Below are 16933 nucleotides of genomic sequence, written 5' to 3' on the forward strand. Positions count from 1 at the left end.
TCGACTTGTGAGTTTTTGATAAATACGCCAAGAGCACCACTAAGTATAGCTATTATAATTAAGCACCATGGACGTAGGCTAATCTCTACATTAGAAAATGAAGTTGAGTTCTGTACCCCTTGAGTGTCCTCTGTTTGGTGATCTACATCTACACTAAACCTATACATTTTTACTCATATCCACAAAATCCAAAACTGGAAAAATGAGCATGCGCGTTTACACATTTATCCACGGCCTGTTATTTCTGGTGTGGGGATTCTTATCCTTTGATAGTAAATCACTTTTCGTATTCCCGCTATTACATTTCGAGCAACGAATGATTATTTAAAATGGCTAAACGAGCAAGACTCAGCCAGATTAAAAAATAAACTGTATAGGCACACAGTTGATTTAAAATTGTCCACATGTCTCTAAGTTGACTCTATTAGAACTAGATACATAAAAAAACTTACGCCTTTTCTGCGCTGACGACGACGGTGACGCAAGCCGAAAAGGCGTAGGCTTTTATATTCCAAGGGTATTTTGAGCCGCTAGATAGCGTTGTCGGTCTAAAGACGCGACCTACATGCCCGCTTTAGAAGATGAACAACCCAGTGGGAGTGATAGATAGTCCACAATTTAAACTGTATACATAAAAAGCCTACGCTTTTTCTGCGCTGACGACAACAGTGACGCAAGCCGAAAAGGCGTAGGCTTTTGTATTCCAAGGGTATTTTGAGTCGCTAGATGGCGTTGTCGGTCTAAAGACGCGACCTACATGCCCTTTGTTCGTCAGCCCTTTTTAAGCGTATTCTTTTGCCAATAACGCGATGGCCTTAGCCGTCATCGGCTTTAGCTGATTATTTTCTGTTTTACTGTAGTCAATGATCTGCTGCTTCATAGAACGGGCCCAAAAGCGCTTTAAGTGCAACGCAACAAAAGCGGCCACTACATTCTCATCGCCTTGGTGCTCATTATTATCCGCTATTTGATTCGCCATACTGACTAATTGATCTAATTGAGAATGACCCATAACGCGATTCTCCTTCACCTTAAACTTTTCTTTTCTATGATAAAGACACTCTATTGAAGCATCCGCCTTGTGCTACCTCAATAGAGTGTTAAGAAGGCATAGTCCATTGATTATGCCGTTTTAAGCGCCGACTTGACTCTGTTTTTTAAGGAACGCTTGCTGCTTTTTATCAAAAGCCACAAAATCACGCTGCCACTGGGATGGCTGGCTGACTTTTTCTACTTGCACGGCCGTTACCTTATATTCAGGACAGTTGGTCGCCCAATCCGAGTTATCGGTAGTAATAACGTTTGCACCGCTGCTAGGATGATGGAATGTTGTATAAACCACACCCGCTTGCATGCGCTCACTCACAACAGCACGCAATACGGTATGACCCGCTCGGCTGCTAATACCTAGCCAATCACCGTCTTTAATGCCTCGCTCTTCTGCGTCATGAGGATGCACTTCAAGCACATCTTCATCGTGCCATACTTGATTGTCTGTTCGACGAGTTTGAGCACCCACATTGTACTGAGACAAAATACGTCCCGTTGTCAGTAATAATGGGAAACGACGACTGGCACGCTCTTCAGTCGCAACGTATTCCGTGACCGCAAAATTGCCTTTTCCAATAGGGAAGTCCACTTCATGCATAATAGGCGTACCCAATGGATGTTCTTCATTACAAGGCCATTGAATACTGCCTTGTTCTTCCAATAATTGATAACTGACCCCCGTAAACGAAGGAGTAAGCTGCGCAATTTCATCCATGATTTCAGAAGGATGCTGGTAATCCATTGGGTAACCAAGCGCATTAGATAACGCCACTGTGACTTCCCAATCTTCTTTGCCTGCCAACGGTGGCATTACTTTACGGACACGATTAATACGACGTTCCGCATTGGTGAACGTTCCGTTTTTCTCCAAGAAGGTAGAACCCGGTAGCAGAACGTGGGCAAATTTCGCCGTTTCATTTAGGAAAATATCTTGTACAACCAAGCATTCTAATGATTTTAGCGCCGCTTCGACATGATGTGTATTTGGATCCGATTGCGCAATGTCTTCTCCTTGAACGTACAGGCCTTTAAATTGACCTGCGATGGCAGAATCAAACATATTAGGAATACGTAGCCCAGGTTCATTGTCTAACTTAACACCCCAAACCGTTTCAAAATTACCGCGAGCAACATCGTCTGAAACGTGTTGGTAACCCGGTAACTCATGAGGGAAAGAGCCCATATCACAGGAACCTTGAACATTATTTTGTCCACGTAATGGATTCACACCAACACCTTCGCGGCCAATATTACCCGTAGCTAATGCAAGGTTGGCAATCCCCATGACCATGGTTGAACCTTGACTGTGCTCCGTAACACCTAAGCCATAGAAAATGGCGCCATTCTTACCTTCAGCATACACCCGTGCCGCACGTCGAACGTCTTCAGCCGCTACACCAGTGATGCTTTCCATCGTTTCAGGAGCGTTAATCGACTCACTAATAAAAGAGCGCCAGGCTTGATACGCCTTATCGTCGCAACGTTCCTGAATAAAGTTCGTATCCTCTAAGCCTTCCTCAATAATAACGTGCGCGATGGAATTCACTAGCGCCACGTTCGTACCCGGACGCAATGGCAGATGCAAGGCGCCTTTTAAGTGAGGGGTTTTCAATAGGTCAATTTTACGAGGGTCCGCAACGATCAGTTTTGCACCTTCACGTAAGCGACGACGCATCATAGAACCAAATACAGGATGGGCATCCGTTGGATTCGCGCCAATAACCAACATCACATCGGTCTCACGAATGGAATCGAACGTTTGTGTCCCAGCGGATTCACCCAAGGTCGTTTTCAATCCGTAACCCGTTGGGCTATGACACACCCGGGCACAGGTATCAGTATTATTATTGCCAAACGCGGCACGAATCAGTTTTTGTACTAAATAGGTTTCTTCATTTGTACAGCGAGATGAGGTAATTCCACCAACACTTTCACGACCGTATTTCTCTTGAATACCTTTTAAACGCGTTGCGGCAAACTCAAGTGCGTCTTCCCAACTCACTGCACGCCAAGGCTCATCAATATTGTCGCGAATCATAGGTTCTTTTATACGGTCTTTATGAGTGGCATAACCAAAGGCAAAGCGCCCTTTCACACAGGAGTGTCCTTGGTTCGCATCGCCTCCTTTATAAGGCACCATACGCACAACTTGGTCGCCTTTCATTTCCGCTTTAAATGAACAACCCACACCACAATAAGCGCAGGTTGTTACCACACTGTGCTCCGGTTGTCCCATATCAATAATGCTGTTTTCGACCAGCGTTGAGGTTGGGCAAGCTTGCACACACGCACCACAGGAAACACAGTCAGAATCTAAGAAACTTTCATTCTGACCCGCCGCCACCTTGGAGTCAAAGCCGCGACCATCGATGGTTAATGCAAAGGTGCCTTGAACCTCCTCGCAAGCTCGTACGCAACGAGAGCAGACGATGCATTTACTTGGGTCAAAGGTAAAATACGGATTCGAGGTATCTTTTTCCGCATCCAGATGATTATGACCATCAAAACCATAGCGTACTTCACGTAAACCCACCGCACCGGCCATATCTTGCAACTCGCAATCACCATTTGCAGGACAGGTTAAGCAATCCAACGGGTGATCAGAAATGTACAACTCCATAACATTTCGACGCAATTTAGCAATTTTTTCATTTTGCGTTATGACTTTCATTCCGGCATTAACAGGCGTCGTACAGGATGCAGGGAAACCTCGACGACCTTCTATTTGTACTGTACATAAACGGCAAGAACCAAAGGCCTCCAGATTGTCCGTCGCGCACAATTTAGGAATGGTGATATCGGCAATCGCGGCGGCGCGCATGACGGATGTGCCTTCCGGAACCGTGACCTCAATGCCATCAATTTCTAATGTCACCAATTCGGTAGAAAGACTGGCGGCCGTTCCATAATCTTTGTTAGGATCACTTTTTGTTGGTTCAAAATAATGCAACATATCAATGTACCTCGGCTGACGTAGAATTGGCGATGGCGTTATCTATATCTTCTGGAAAATGCTTAAAGGCACTTTGTACAGGAAAAGGCGTCATACCTCCCATAGCACAAAGTGAGCCATGGATCATGGTGTCACATAAATCCTCTAGGAGTGTCAGGTTCGCACCCACATTGACCCCAGAGCGAATTTTATCGATGACTTCGACCCCACGAGTCGAACCAATACGGCAAGGAGTGCATTTACCACAAGACTCTTCGATACAGAACTCCATGGAAAAACGCGCTTGCTCTGTCATATCAACAGTATCATCAAAAATAACAATCCCCCCATGACCTAAGACCGCTTCAATCGCGGCAAACGCTTCATAATCTAGGGGCGTATCCCATTGGCTTTCTGGCAAATAAGCCCCTAATGGCCCCCCCACTTGAATGGCTTTCATTGGACGACCTGACGCCGTACCACCACCAAAGTCATCGATCAATTGACGCAGTGTTGGACCAAAAGCCAGCTCAATCAAGCCACCTTGTTGCACGTTCCCGGCCAACTGAAAAGGCAAGGTGCCACGGGAGCGTCCCATGCCGTAATTCGCATACGCCTGACCACCTTCCGCCATAATGTAAGGCACGGCCGCTAAGGACAAAACATTGTTTACGATAGTCGGTTTACCAAACAGTCCTTCAATCGCCGGTAACGGCGGTTTAAATCGCACTAAACCGCGTTTGCCTTCAAGACTTTCCAGTAAAGACGTTTCTTCACCGCATATGTAAGCCGCCGCCCCTAAACGCACTTCTAAATCAAATTTTTTGCCACAGCCTAATAAATCGTCACCCAAATACCCTGCTGCATAAGCATTGGCAATGGCTTCTTTAAGAATATCAAAAGCCACTGGATACTCTGATCGTAAATAGATATAACCCTGAGTGGCTCCCACCGCTAACCCCGCAATGGTCATGCCTTCTATTAACATAAATGGGTCCGCTTCCATCACCATTCGATCGGCAAACGTACCGGAATCCCCTTCATCAGCATTGCATACTATGTACTTTTGATCTGGCGGGCAGTCGTGCACGGTTTGCCATTTAATGCCTGTTGGAAAGGCCGCGCCTCCACGTCCACGTAGACCGGATACCTTGACTGCATCAACAATTTCTTGACCAGTCAGCTGTAAGCTTCTGGCTAACCCTTTAAAGCCATCTAACGCTTTATAGTCATCAATGGAAACCGGATCAATGATACCTGCACGGGCAAAAGTTAAACGCTGCTGTTTTTTAAGGTAAGGCAGTTCTTCTGGTTTTCCCAAAGACAATTTATGACTCTCGCTTCCGGTTAAAAAGCCAGTATCAAATAAGCCGGTAACATCACGTGCTTCAACAGGCCCATAGGCGACTCGACCTTGATCTGTTTCGACTTCCACCATAGGCTCTAACCAGAATACGCCACGCGAGCCATTGCGAATCAGTTGAATGTCCTCACCGCGAGACTCGGCCTCCGCAACAATCGCAGCCGCTATGTGGTTACCACCCAAAGACAACGTCGTTGTATCACGAGGAACATACACTTTAATACTCATGACTCTCTCTCCTGTCTCATGGAACTTAACGGAGCCAAATCCAAGGGGACTGTCGTTAATTCATCCACCAGCTGATCAAATTTTTCTTCTGTCACTCGGCCGACAATGTCGTTATTGACTCTAATAGAAGGTCCACAGGCGCAATTTCCTAAGCAATACACAGGCTCTAATGTGAATTCTTTATCCAAAGTTGTCCCTTTATAGTCCACTCTGAGCTTTGTTTTTACGTGCTCTTCAAGCACTCTGGACCCTCGCGCTTGGCAAGCTTCGGCACGGCAAATTTGCACAACATGCTTACCAGGAGGCGTGGTACGAAACAGGTGGTAAAAAGAAATCACACCATGCACTTCGGCACGAGTTTGATTTAATGCGTCCGCTATCAGAGGGACAGCCTCAGGCGGCACGTAACCTTGAGTGTCTTGAATACCATGCAATATTGGCAGCATGGCGCCTGGCATGTCTTTCAATGACGCGATGATGTGCGTCACTTCGGCTAAATTCCATTGGGCGTGGTTTGTCATTTTTATTACCTATTCCGCTGTCGTTGGAAGCTTAGGGTTATCGTTATCCGCCTACGGTAACACTCTCGATGCACTCTTCAAATATGAAAATATGTGCCTATTTATAGGTAACCCCACTAACTTACTATTCTTATTAGATAAAGTGCTTTATTCTATTTATATATGCACAAAAACACCTATTTAATTGGGTTTTAAAAATCCTATTTGGAAAGGATAATCACTCTCAAATAGAGCGGCTATGTATGACATCAAAACGCATTCACATTGACCCTACGTGGCTATTTCGCGATGAAGCGGGTAACACACTTGACCCTCAATTATTTAGGTTATTAGCCGAGATTTATCACCATAAAAAATTGACAGAAGCCTCAAAAAGCGCGGGCATATCGTATCGCCACAGCTGGAATTTATTAGGGAAATGGGCCGACTTCTTTGGAACCCCTTTGGTCTCACTAGAAAAAGGCCGTGGTGCCTTTTTAACACCCTTAGGTGAGAAACTATTATGGGCTGAGCAACGAGTCTCAGCTCGATTCCAACCTCAAATGGAAAGCCTTGCTTCAGAACTTAATATTGAAATCCAAAAAGCCTTAGTAAACTTAACGCCTTTATTACGAGTTCAAGCCAGTCATGGCTATGCGGTCGCTTTATTACCGGATGCCTGCAAAGACATCCAATTAGACTTGCAATACAGCAGCCCAATAGAAGCCTTAGCCGCGTTAAATAGAGACGCGTGTGATTTGGCAGGGTTTCATGTTCCAAGTGGCATTGTGATAAAAAAACGTCTTAAACAATACCAACAGCTACTTAAGCCAAGAGCCCATAAAATCATACGTTTTATTACCCGTAGACAAGGCTTAATGGTTCGTCAAAACTGTCCATTAGAGATTCATGGTATAGACGATTTAGTGTCCGAGGGAGTACGCTTTATTAACAGACAAGAAGAGTCCGGTACTCGTGCCTTATTCGATCAATTACTTTTAGAAAAGCCGCTGTCCAGCAAACGTATTACGGGTTACAACAATCGAGAATTTACCCATTCAGCCGTGGCCGCTTACGTCGCATCCAATATGGCTGATGTTGGGTTTGGAGTAGAAGAAGCCGCACATAAATTTGGTTTGCGGTTTATTCCAATTTGCACCGAAGATTATGTCTTTGTTTGTCATCAAAGAAACCTCAACAAAGCCGCGATGGTTGAATTTATTCAAGCGATTAAAAGTAAAGCATTTCAAGAAAAAATCACCTCACTCGCAGGCTATGAAGGGCATCATTTAGGCGTCATTGAAGACATATCACACTTTATGCCAAGCTAAAACAGGGTGTTTTTGCTAGCGCTTTATTGCTCTTATTAAAAGCCAAATCCGTTTTTATATTGATTTGGCACTTTCAACATTGCATCTGTGAAACAAATACCGTTAATCCATGTCTTGTTGCTTAATGACTTTATGCTGGTCTTCATTATTGCCCAATTTCCAATAACTTGAGATATAAAGATTGTCTTTCGAGATGGCTTTTTCTTGCTTAAAGAAAGGTCGTAGAGCTTTCATACTAGTAAATTCACAGGCGGCCCAAACGGAGACAGTCCCTTCCAACCACGTTAATGATTTTACTTGATCGAGCAAAGCAAGTGCATTTTCACCAGGATGGGCGTTAATTACCCATTTAATATCCATGCCTTCAGGGTGTTTTAACGTTTGAATATCGTCTTCTGACACCACTTCAATGACTGCATAACCTGTTGCATGATCAGGTAGGTATTCTAAATTCACACTGATTGCGGGTAACGCTGTCATGTCTCCGACTAACAAATACCAGTCCGCATTGGTCTCAATCATCTTTCTAGGACCGGGTCCGCCAACTAAAATAGTCTCCCCCGCGTTAACCTCTTGCGCCCATGTAGACGCTGGCCCACCGTCAGCATGCAACATAAAGTCGATATCAATTTCATTTTCTCTTTGATGTCGAATGGTGTAAGTTCGCATCAAACGTTGTGCTTCCGATTGAAAAATCAATTTTACATAGGCGCTTTCTTGATCATTAGGTAGAGAGGTAACATCGTCTCCTCCCAAGGTAACCCTTAGCATATTTGTTGTTACTGGCGCTTTTCTAATGACATGCATTTTTCTAGGACTTTTCATTAAATACCCGTTTTAAAAAATCAGTGAGAATGATTATCAATTTAAACCATTTTATGGATAAATCCAAATACTGGGCCTCATATACTGGGTTTTTACTTATTTCTTATTAAAACATAGACCACGATCTGGGTTTTAATACCGGTGAATGAAACCCAATAGCATAGAAAATATCCGTCCTTTATAACAGAAGATAGGTATTTTCGCTCCTCACAGATTTCAAAAGAGTTTGCTATGGTATTTTGAATGGGTAAAACCAATAAAAAGAGGTATGTGGTTACAAAATATACATTGCTCTTTTGCACAAAAAGCCGATACTAGCGCCCTATTCCATTCCTTTTATACGCACTTTTAAAGTGGCAGGAACAGCATGAAACTATTTAATTGCCAGCAATGCACGCAAATTTTATTATTCGAAAATACACACTGTGAACAATGTCAGTCTGAGCTAGGATTTCTTGCTGATCAACTAGAGTTAAGCGCTCTGCAACCGGAAGGGAGCGTCTATATTGCTTTAGCCGATACACACAGCGAAAGACGTTGGAAATATTGTGAAAATCACCAACATAATGTGTGTAACTGGCTAGTAGATACAGCCAGCGAAGATACTTTTTGTGTTGCGTGTGAACTAAATCGCCACATTCCGAACTTAGGCAAAATAGAAGAGCGTACGGCTTGGCAGCGCTTGGAGTTTGCTAAGCACCGATTAGTGTATTCACTGCTCCGGTTGAAATTACCCTTGATAAGTAAACAAGATGAGCCAGATACCGGTTTATCGTTTGATTTTATTTCTGAAAACAATGTCATTCCTGAAGACGCGGCATCGACAACCGGCCATGCTCTTGGTCAGGTTACTATTAATGCCTCTGAAGCAAACAGCTCAGAAAGAGAACAGATGCGAGAAGATTTAAACGAATCTTATCGTACGCTTATCGGCCACTTTCGCCATGAAGTGGGACATTATTATTGGGACCGTTTAATTCTAAAAAATAAAAAAGGACTTCGAGCGTTTAGAAAGCTCTTTGGGGACGAACGCGTCAGTTATGCGGACTCATTGAAAACACATTACGAAATGCCTAATGAACACTGGAAAGAGAACTACATCAGTGTTTATGCTTCTTCTCACCCATGGGAAGATTGGGCGGAAACATGGGCGCACTATCTCCACATTGTTGACACATTAGAAACGACAACTCAACTTGGATTAAGCTTGCAACCCGCGTCAGCGTCACTAAGCAGCTTAAACGTCGTCTCCAACATTACGCCTTATGAACACAGTAGTTTTGACGACATTTTAACGCAATACGTGCCTTTAACGTTTGCGGTAAACAGTTTAAATAGAGGCATGGGGCAACCGGATTTATACCCTTTTGTACTGGTCCCAAGCGTGAAAGAAAAATTGCACTTTATCCATTCAATATTGCAACAACTCTAAACGTCACACGAATAAAAACAGCGGCTTACTATGTCGGCCGCGGTTTTTCAATCGATCTTAATAAACCTTCATATTACACATTCAAGTTGTATATTTACTGAACATAAAATAACGATAAGTAGAGGCTCTGTTCAAACTCTCTGTGTCTTTCGCCAATTTTTAATAAACTTTTCGTCAAGAAAGAACACCTTAATTGTCCTTCTTATGGCGCTAGTGTAAGCTGATGATCACCTGCCTAAACAAAGACTTCCCTTTGTCTTTGTGGCTTTTTCTTTCATTATAAGTGGGTAGATAACGTGTTCTTTTCTTTTTTTCCTAAGCCAAAACTATTTTTTCTAAGCTTTGCCATCTGGGCATTATTCTCTGTCGTTGCTTGGTATTTGATCGTACAAGATTGGGGGCCAACCTTGAGTCTTGGCGGTATCTTTGGGTATGGATTTCCTGATTCTTTAGTAGAAGGGGCAGACGATGCGGCACAAGCTATTTATAACGCCAATTTTGCAAGTGCTTTAGACATCTGGTTATACCAGTATATGTTGCTTTGTTATGGCCTTTTTGTCGGCTGCTGGATGTTTTGGGGGGGGCAAAAATGGGGCCGTTGGTCTGTCGTTGGATCAGGCCTGATTGTTTTCATTACCTGGTTTCAGGTACAGGTCAGTGTGATGCTAAATGAATGGTACGGTAACTTTTATGATTTAATTCAAAAAGCCTTATCCGAGCCTCAAAGTATTACTGCCGAGGAATATTATGGCCAATTGGCTTCCGTTGTTTTACTCCTGATGATTGCGATTACTGTCGCTGTTCTCAATAGTTTCTTTGTCAGTCATTATGTTTTTCGCTGGCGTACGGCCATGAACAATTATTACACCAGTAAGTGGGATCAGGTTCGACATATTGAAGGGGCCTCTCAGCGAATTCAGGAAGACACGATGCGTTTTGCTTCCATAGTAGAAAGTCTCGGAGTGCGTTTTTTAGATTCCGTTATGACACTCATCGCGTTTTTACCCATTCTCTGGGGGTTATCATCTTACGTCACCACCTTACCCTTGATCGGAGAAGTGCCTCAAGCACTCGTTTTTGTTGCGATCATTTGGTCTATTTTTGGCACCTTCTTATTGGCGGTAGCGGGAATACGATTACCTGGCTTAGAGTTTAAAAATCAACGTGTAGAAGCCGCATTTCGTAAAGAGTTAGTCTACGGAGAAGATTATCAGGATCGAGCACAACCACTTGAATTGGCGGAGTTGTTTAGCCACATTAGACACAACTATTTTAAACTCTATAAAAACTATCTCTATTTTAATATTGTACGTTATGGTTACTTACAAGCGGGTAACTTCATGCCACTGGTTGTTTTGGCGCCGTCCATTATTGCCGGCGCGTTTACATTAGGCGTAATGCAAAGAATCATCAATGCATTTAATCAGGTCGAAGGGTCATTCCAGTTCCTAGTAAATTCCTGGACAACCATTGTTGAATTATTATCTATTTACAAGCGCCTTAAAGCATTTGAAGCGGTGATTCATGATCAACCACTGTCTAAAATTGATCAAGATTACTTGCAAAAATAACCAACGGATCAAACTCCAGTAAATGAGCGATAAGACGTCTCTAATTATCTATTTAGTGGCGTCTTTTACCTTTCATAGCCTCACTGTTTAGGGAGTCGCTTACTCCTTTTTATTTTCTTTCTCTCTTTTAAAAAAACACAGGGAGCCCTCATTTTAAAAAACCAGAAAACAAGTGAGATAAGCTTTTTTTACTCTGTATTTATTATGCTATTATCCATCCTAGCTGGTAATAAATTCACCGATAGTAGAGAGCATTGATAGTCAAATGGACCAATCTAAAGGCAACCTTTTCATTCTTTCTGCCCCATCAGGCGCTGGAAAGTCTTCTTTGTACAAGGCATTGATAGCTGAAGACTCCCAAGTGAGAATTTCAATTTCTCACACGACCCGAAAGCCAAGAACTGGAGAAGAGCATGGACGAGAATATTACTTTGTCGATGTAGATGATTTCCTTGATATGATCGCCGATGACGCTTTTTTCGAGCATGCCCAAGTATTCGATAATTATTATGGGACATCAAAACAGGCTATCTTTGACATGCTTAATAATGGGCTCGATGTCATATTAGAAATTGATTGGCAAGGAGCGAAACAGGTACGTCAACAATACCCAGACGCTATCGGTATTTTCATTTTACCACCTTCTACGGACACGCTTGAGCATCGTTTACGAGACCGCGGGACCGATTCAGAAGAGGTCATTACCAGACGCATGGCAAAAGCCGTTAATGAAATGTCACATTACAATGAATACGACCATGTTATTGTAAACGATGATTTTCAGACGGCGTTGAACGAAATGAGTGCGATATTTAAAGCCATGCGCACTCAAAAGCACATAATTGAACAAAAACATGCCAAACTTATCAATGATCTCTTGTCATTATAAGAAGCGGTTAAGTAGAATTGAACATTATTTATATCATCGATTAAAGTAGGAATTAGAATGGCTCGCGTAACAGTAGAAGATTGCTTAGAAAATGTAGAAAACCGCTTTCAACTTGTGATGATTGCATCCAAACGTGCTCGACAATTAGCAACAGGCGGTGAAGAGGCGAAGGTTGATGTTGAAAATGATAAATTTACAGTGGTTGCTTTACGTGAAATTGCTGATAATTTAGTGAATGCAGGTAATGTTGATATTAAAAAGCAGCCTATTCACGAGTTTTAAACGTCCATGAAGATCGCTCATTTCAAAATACAGTTTGAATTAATTAATGGAGTGAGCGATGTACCGCATTGAAGACTTAGCCGTTACACTTAGCAAATACCTCCCGTACGAGCAGGTTGCGACGATTAAGCGTGCGTATTATTACGCTGAGCAAGCGCATGATGGCCAACGTCGAAAAAGTGGCGAACCTTATGTCATACACCCTTTAGCGGTAGCCCAAATTTTAGCCGACCTCCGTATGGACTGCGATGGTCTGACGGCGGCGCTCTTACATGATGTTATAGAAGACACAGGCATTAGTCGTGAAGCGCTCACTGAGCAATTTGGTGAAAGTGTTGCGAGTCTAGTGGATGGCGTCAGTAAGTTGACCCACCTTGAGTTTAATAGCCAGGTCGAGAAACAAGCCCATAACTTTCAAAAAATGGCCATGGCCATGGCGGAAGACATTAGAGTCATTTTAGTGAAACTGGCCGACAGACTGCATAATATGCGCACTCTCGATTCTATGCCCGCACATAAAAAACGTCGAATAGCCAAAGAAACACTCGATATTTATGCCCCTATTGCCAATCGCTTAGGTATGTATAATTTTCGTATTGATTTAGAAAGCCTTGCCTTTGATGCTTATTATCCAATGCGTTCTAGAATGCTTCAAAGAGCCATCCATAAACGCTATGGGCAACGAGCACAAGACAAAGAAACACTAGAACAATATATCCATGGTGAGTTAGCCGCTGATTATATCGAAGCCAGTATCAGCGTAAGAGAAAAGCATATCTACAGCATCTACCAAAAGATGCAAAGAAAGCGCCGTTCACTTGGCGAAATTATGGATGTGCTAGGCGTAAGAATCGTCACCGATAGATCTGACAATTGCTATCGAATTCTAGGGATAGTTCACTCTCTTTTTAAACCAGTAGAAGGCCGCTTTAAAGACTACATAGCCGTACCAAAATCAAACGGCTATCAGTCTCTTCATACAACCGTTGTTGCCAACGGGCTACCAATGGAAGTCCAGATTCGAACCAAAGAAATGGAAATGGTTGCCAGTAATGGTATTGCGGCTCACTGGGCTTATAAAGCCAGCAACCCTCAAGCCACGGTTTCATTTAGTCATGACAGAGCCATGAAGTGGGCTCAAGGCTTGATCGAAATTCAGCAAAAGGCGGGGAATGCCGTTGATTTTGTTGATAATGTGAAAAACGATCTGTTCCCTGGCGAAGTATACGTCTTTACGCCTAAGGGAGAGATTGTTGAATTGCCAACCGGCGCTACACCCGTTGATTTTGCTTATGGTGTGCACACTCAAATAGGCAATACCTGTATATCATGCCGAATTAATCGACGATTAGCACCGTTGAGCACTCAACTAGAAAGCGGACAAACCGTTGAAATCATTACCGCCAAAAGCGCGCAACCAAACGTGGCTTGGCTAAGCTTTGCGATCACTGGCAAGGCCCGCACTAATATTCGCCATTATTTAAAAGATAAACAAACCGAAAATGCCATTGCGGTCGGCCGTCGTTTATTAACCCGCTCTCTGAACGCCTTTAAAACCAACATTGACGATTTAGCAGAAGAACAAATCAATCAAGTACTCGAGTTTTACCAACTGTCTTCACTCGATGAACTGCTTGAATCAATCGGTAAAGGTCGACATGTCGGCTATTTAGTGGCCCGCCAATTATTCCCAAATTTTGATGAAGAAGAACTTGTGACACCCACTTCCTTCAAATTAAATGGCTCAGAAGGCATGCTTGTTTCCTATGCGAAATGCTGCTCTCCCATACCGGGAGACCCAATAGCTGGCTATGTACAGGTTGATAAAGGCATTGTGATCCATCATTTAAACTGCCCGAATATTCAAGACCATCTAGAAAACCCCGAACGCTATATACGTATGTCATGGGGCAAAGAAATTGAAGAAGATTTAAACATTAGCCTGATCGTGAGCTTCCATAACGAAAGAGGCGCGGTATCTAAGATCGCCAGCTCTATTGGTGACACAGACTACCAAGTATCCAATATTGTGATTATTGAAAGAGGAAGGATCAGTCGCTTACGTTTAAGTATTACGGTTTCTAGTCGTATCGGTCTTGCTGATGTCATGCGTAGAATCAAATCCGTTCGCTGTGTTGAAAAGGTCATTCGAGAAACGATTATCTCAAAATAACAATTTCTTAATCGTCATTTATAGTAAGGAGTTTTAATATGTCAAAAGAAGTCATTTTTACTGAGAAAGCACCGAAAGCCATTGGCCCCTATTCACAAGCTGTTCGCGCAGGCAACACGGTTTATCTTTCCGGCCAAATTCCTCTCGTACCGGAAACGATGGAAGTCATTGGTGACGATATAAAAGAGCAAACAACGCAAGTATTTAAAAACCTACAAGCCGTTTGCGAAGCGGCTGGCGGCTCTTTGAAAGACATCGTGAAACTTAATATTTACATGACAGATTTAGGTAATTTTGCGGCCGTAAATGAGGTTATGATGACGTTCTTCCAAGAGCCTTATCCAGCACGAGCGGCGCTTGGCGTTCGCGCTTTACCAAAAGATGTTGCTGTCGAAATAGAAGGTGTTATGGTCTTAGAGGACTAGATTCCTTAAACACCACAGACTGTTTTGTACTCATGTGACACACTAAAATACAAGTTAATCATGAGTACGAAACATTGGCTTTATGCTCTTCCAATAAACCTCGGTAGCCTGATAGATAGCTAGGATAAAGAAATTCATATCCTAAGCGGAGTAACCTTGCATTAGAAAGCTGTTTACCCGATACAGGCAAGAAAGACTCAACGCCCAGCTCATCTGGTAAGTTTGGTTTTACATGCAGCTGGTTAGATAGCCACAACTTAACCTCCCATTGGCTCACGGGGTTGCAATCCGTGCCAATATACACGGGCTCGACTCGCACGCCACTGAACACTTTTTCCGCCAGAAAAGCCATTATATTAACGCAATCGTCTCGATGAACTCGATTAGTCCACTGGTTTGCTTTCCATGGCTCAGATTTAGCAAGGGACTCAATCAGTCTTAAACGCCCTGGTCCATAAATACCAGAAAAACGCACACTGGTTGACGAAAAATGTTCGTTCAATAAGCGCTCCACTTCAATTAATACTTTAGCCGTGGCACTTTGCGGCAACGTAATGCTTTCCTCATCTAATTCCTCTCCAGAGTTCTGACCATAAACACTGGTGCTAGAGACAAAAAATACTTTAGGTGTTTTATCATGGCCTGCGTAGCGATCAACCAATCTTTGAGCCGTCCTCCAATACGCTTTGGTATAGGCTTCTTCGGTACGACCTTTGGGTGTCATAATTAAACACACCAAATCGACCTCGGGCAACCGATCGTCTGTCATCGTAGTTAAATCTTGCGTAATCCCTATAGCGCCCTTAGGAAACGCTGTTCCGCGGTGACGAATAGCCGTAACTGTATGATCTAATTCTATAAATTTTTCTGCGAGGCGTGAACCAATATCTCCGCAGCCAGCGATCAGTATGTTAGCCATAACATTTCCTATTTTTTCAGAATCTTAGAGTACATTTTATCAAAATATGTATTATCATAGTTATTAGTAATGAACCAAAAAAGGGCATAATCACTATGACATTAACGGAATTGAAATACATAGTCATGCTAGCGGACGAGCAACATTTTGGTCGTGCAGCACACAATTGTAACGTATCTCAACCAACATTAAGTGTCGCCGTGAAAAAGTTAGAGGAAGAGCTTGGAGCGGCCATTTTCGAAAGAAGCAAGAATTCTGTTTACATCACCCCTATCGGCGATCAAATCATTCAACAAGCCAAAAAAGTCTTAGAACAAGCAAACGTGATAAAAGAACTGGCATCATCAGGCCAAAATCAGCTAAAAGGTCCATTAAAGGTTGGCGCCATCTATACCATAGCACCTTATCTCTTCCCCCACATTATACCATCGCTGCATGCACTAACGAGTGGTATGCCATTAATGATAGAAGAAAACTTAACGGAAAACCTGAGGCCAAAGCTGCGTAATGGGGAACTTGATGCCATTATTGTAGCCCTACCTTTTAAGGAGCCCGATGTTGTCACCCAATCCATCTATGAAGAAGAGTTTGTGGTGTTAATGCCAAAAGATCATCCTTGGACCAAGTTACCAGAAATACACACAGACCAATTAAGCACAGACAATTTATTGGTGCTAGGAAAAGGGCATTGTTTTAGCGACCAGGTAATGGAAGCCTGCCCCATTCTTAATGAAGATGAATACGGCAATGCTCGTACCATAGTCAATGGCAGCTCATTAGAAACCATTCGTTATATGGTTGCATCAGGGTTGGGCGTCACCGTTTTACCCAAATCCGCCGTTACTCGTATTGATCACAATTTACTAGAAGTGAGACCTTTTGCATCACCCGTACCAAAAAGAACTGTCGCACTTGCGTGGAGAATTAGCTTTCCGCGACCAAAAGCAATTGAGGCTTTGAGCCAATCAATTAAAGACGCCTGTAAGACATTGTCTTTATGATTAACACATCCC

14 protein-coding genes are annotated in these 16933 nt (G+C 43.0%); 8 read left to right on the top strand and 6 right to left on the bottom strand.

Going from position 1 to position 16933, the window contains the following annotated elements:
* Positions 1 to 781: 781 nt before the first annotated feature.
* The 4 genes from IEZ33_RS19360 to IEZ33_RS19375 form a co-directional block, all read right to left on the bottom strand.
* Positions 782 to 1012, bottom strand: a complete 231-nt coding sequence (locus tag IEZ33_RS19360) for a formate dehydrogenase subunit delta (protein WP_191601613.1) — start codon at positions 1010 to 1012, stop codon at positions 782 to 784.
* A 120-nt stretch (positions 1013 to 1132) separates the two neighbouring features.
* Positions 1133 to 4003: a formate dehydrogenase subunit alpha gene (gene fdhF / locus IEZ33_RS19365; protein WP_191601614.1), complete on the bottom strand. Its 2871-nt coding sequence runs from the start codon at positions 4001 to 4003 to the stop codon at positions 1133 to 1135.
* Position 4004: 1 nt separating this feature from the next.
* On the bottom strand, positions 4005 to 5573 hold the full coding sequence (locus tag IEZ33_RS19370; protein ID WP_191601615.1) for a formate dehydrogenase beta subunit: 1569 nt from the start codon (positions 5571 to 5573) through the stop codon (positions 4005 to 4007).
* Positions 5570 to 6094, bottom strand: a complete 525-nt coding sequence (locus IEZ33_RS19375) for a formate dehydrogenase subunit gamma (protein ID WP_191601616.1) — start codon at positions 6092 to 6094, stop codon at positions 5570 to 5572. Before IEZ33_RS19375 ends, IEZ33_RS19370 begins: the two co-directional genes overlap by 4 nt.
* A 242-nt stretch (positions 6095 to 6336) precedes the next feature.
* On the opposite strand from IEZ33_RS19375, the gene IEZ33_RS19380 reads away from it, so the two are divergent.
* Positions 6337 to 7404, top strand: coding sequence for a substrate-binding domain-containing protein (locus IEZ33_RS19380; protein WP_191601617.1), 1068 nt, complete (start codon positions 6337 to 6339; stop codon positions 7402 to 7404).
* Positions 7405 to 7506: 102 nt separating this feature from the next.
* Here IEZ33_RS19380 and IEZ33_RS19385 read toward each other — a convergent pair whose 3' ends face one another.
* Positions 7507 to 8229 (bottom strand): siderophore-interacting protein, encoded by a 723-nt coding sequence (locus IEZ33_RS19385; protein ID WP_191601618.1) that lies wholly within the window; start codon positions 8227 to 8229, stop codon positions 7507 to 7509.
* A gap of 367 nt (positions 8230 to 8596) precedes the next feature.
* Here IEZ33_RS19385 and IEZ33_RS19390 point away from each other — a divergent pair, with 367 nt between their 5' ends.
* The 6 genes from IEZ33_RS19390 to IEZ33_RS19415 all read left to right on the top strand — a co-directional run bounded on the left by IEZ33_RS19390 (position 8597) and on the right by IEZ33_RS19415 (position 15001).
* A complete protein-coding gene (locus tag IEZ33_RS19390) occupies positions 8597 to 9661 on the top strand; it encodes a zinc-binding metallopeptidase family protein (RefSeq protein WP_191601619.1) in 1065 nt (354 codons plus the stop codon).
* A 296-nt stretch (positions 9662 to 9957) separates the two neighbouring features.
* The gene (gene sbmA / locus IEZ33_RS19395; RefSeq protein ID WP_191601620.1) at positions 9958 to 11232 is read left to right on the top strand and encodes a peptide antibiotic transporter SbmA; all 1275 of its coding nucleotides are present in this window, start codon (positions 9958 to 9960) and stop codon (positions 11230 to 11232) included.
* Positions 11233 to 11497: 265 nt separating this feature from the next.
* A complete protein-coding gene (gmk, locus tag IEZ33_RS19400; protein WP_191601621.1) occupies positions 11498 to 12121 on the top strand; it encodes a guanylate kinase in 624 nt (207 codons plus the stop codon).
* A 57-nt stretch (positions 12122 to 12178) separates the two neighbouring features.
* Positions 12179 to 12403: a DNA-directed RNA polymerase subunit omega gene (gene rpoZ, locus IEZ33_RS19405; RefSeq protein WP_191601622.1), complete on the top strand. Its 225-nt coding sequence runs from the start codon at positions 12179 to 12181 to the stop codon at positions 12401 to 12403.
* A 58-nt stretch (positions 12404 to 12461) separates the two neighbouring features.
* Positions 12462 to 14576, top strand: coding sequence for a RelA/SpoT family protein (locus tag IEZ33_RS19410; protein ID WP_191601623.1), 2115 nt, complete (start codon positions 12462 to 12464; stop codon positions 14574 to 14576).
* A 38-nt stretch (positions 14577 to 14614) separates the two neighbouring features.
* Positions 14615 to 15001, top strand: a complete 387-nt coding sequence (locus IEZ33_RS19415; RefSeq protein WP_191601624.1) for a RidA family protein — start codon at positions 14615 to 14617, stop codon at positions 14999 to 15001.
* 58 nt (positions 15002 to 15059) lie between these two features.
* Here IEZ33_RS19415 and IEZ33_RS19420 read toward each other — a convergent pair whose 3' ends face one another.
* Positions 15060 to 15920 carry an NAD-dependent epimerase/dehydratase family protein gene (locus IEZ33_RS19420; RefSeq protein WP_191601625.1) on the bottom strand — a complete coding sequence of 287 codons (861 nt, stop codon included), beginning with the start codon at positions 15918 to 15920 and terminating at the stop codon, positions 15060 to 15062.
* Between the two features lie 95 nt (positions 15921 to 16015).
* On the opposite strand from IEZ33_RS19420, the gene IEZ33_RS19425 reads away from it, so the two are divergent.
* The gene (locus IEZ33_RS19425; protein ID WP_191601626.1) at positions 16016 to 16921 is read left to right on the top strand and encodes a hydrogen peroxide-inducible genes activator; all 906 of its coding nucleotides are present in this window, start codon (positions 16016 to 16018) and stop codon (positions 16919 to 16921) included.
* Positions 16922 to 16933 lie beyond the last annotated feature (12 nt).

It is taken from the genome of Marinomonas algicola (assembly GCF_014805825.1).
Lineage (GTDB): Bacteria > Pseudomonadota > Gammaproteobacteria > Pseudomonadales > Marinomonadaceae > Marinomonas > Marinomonas algicola.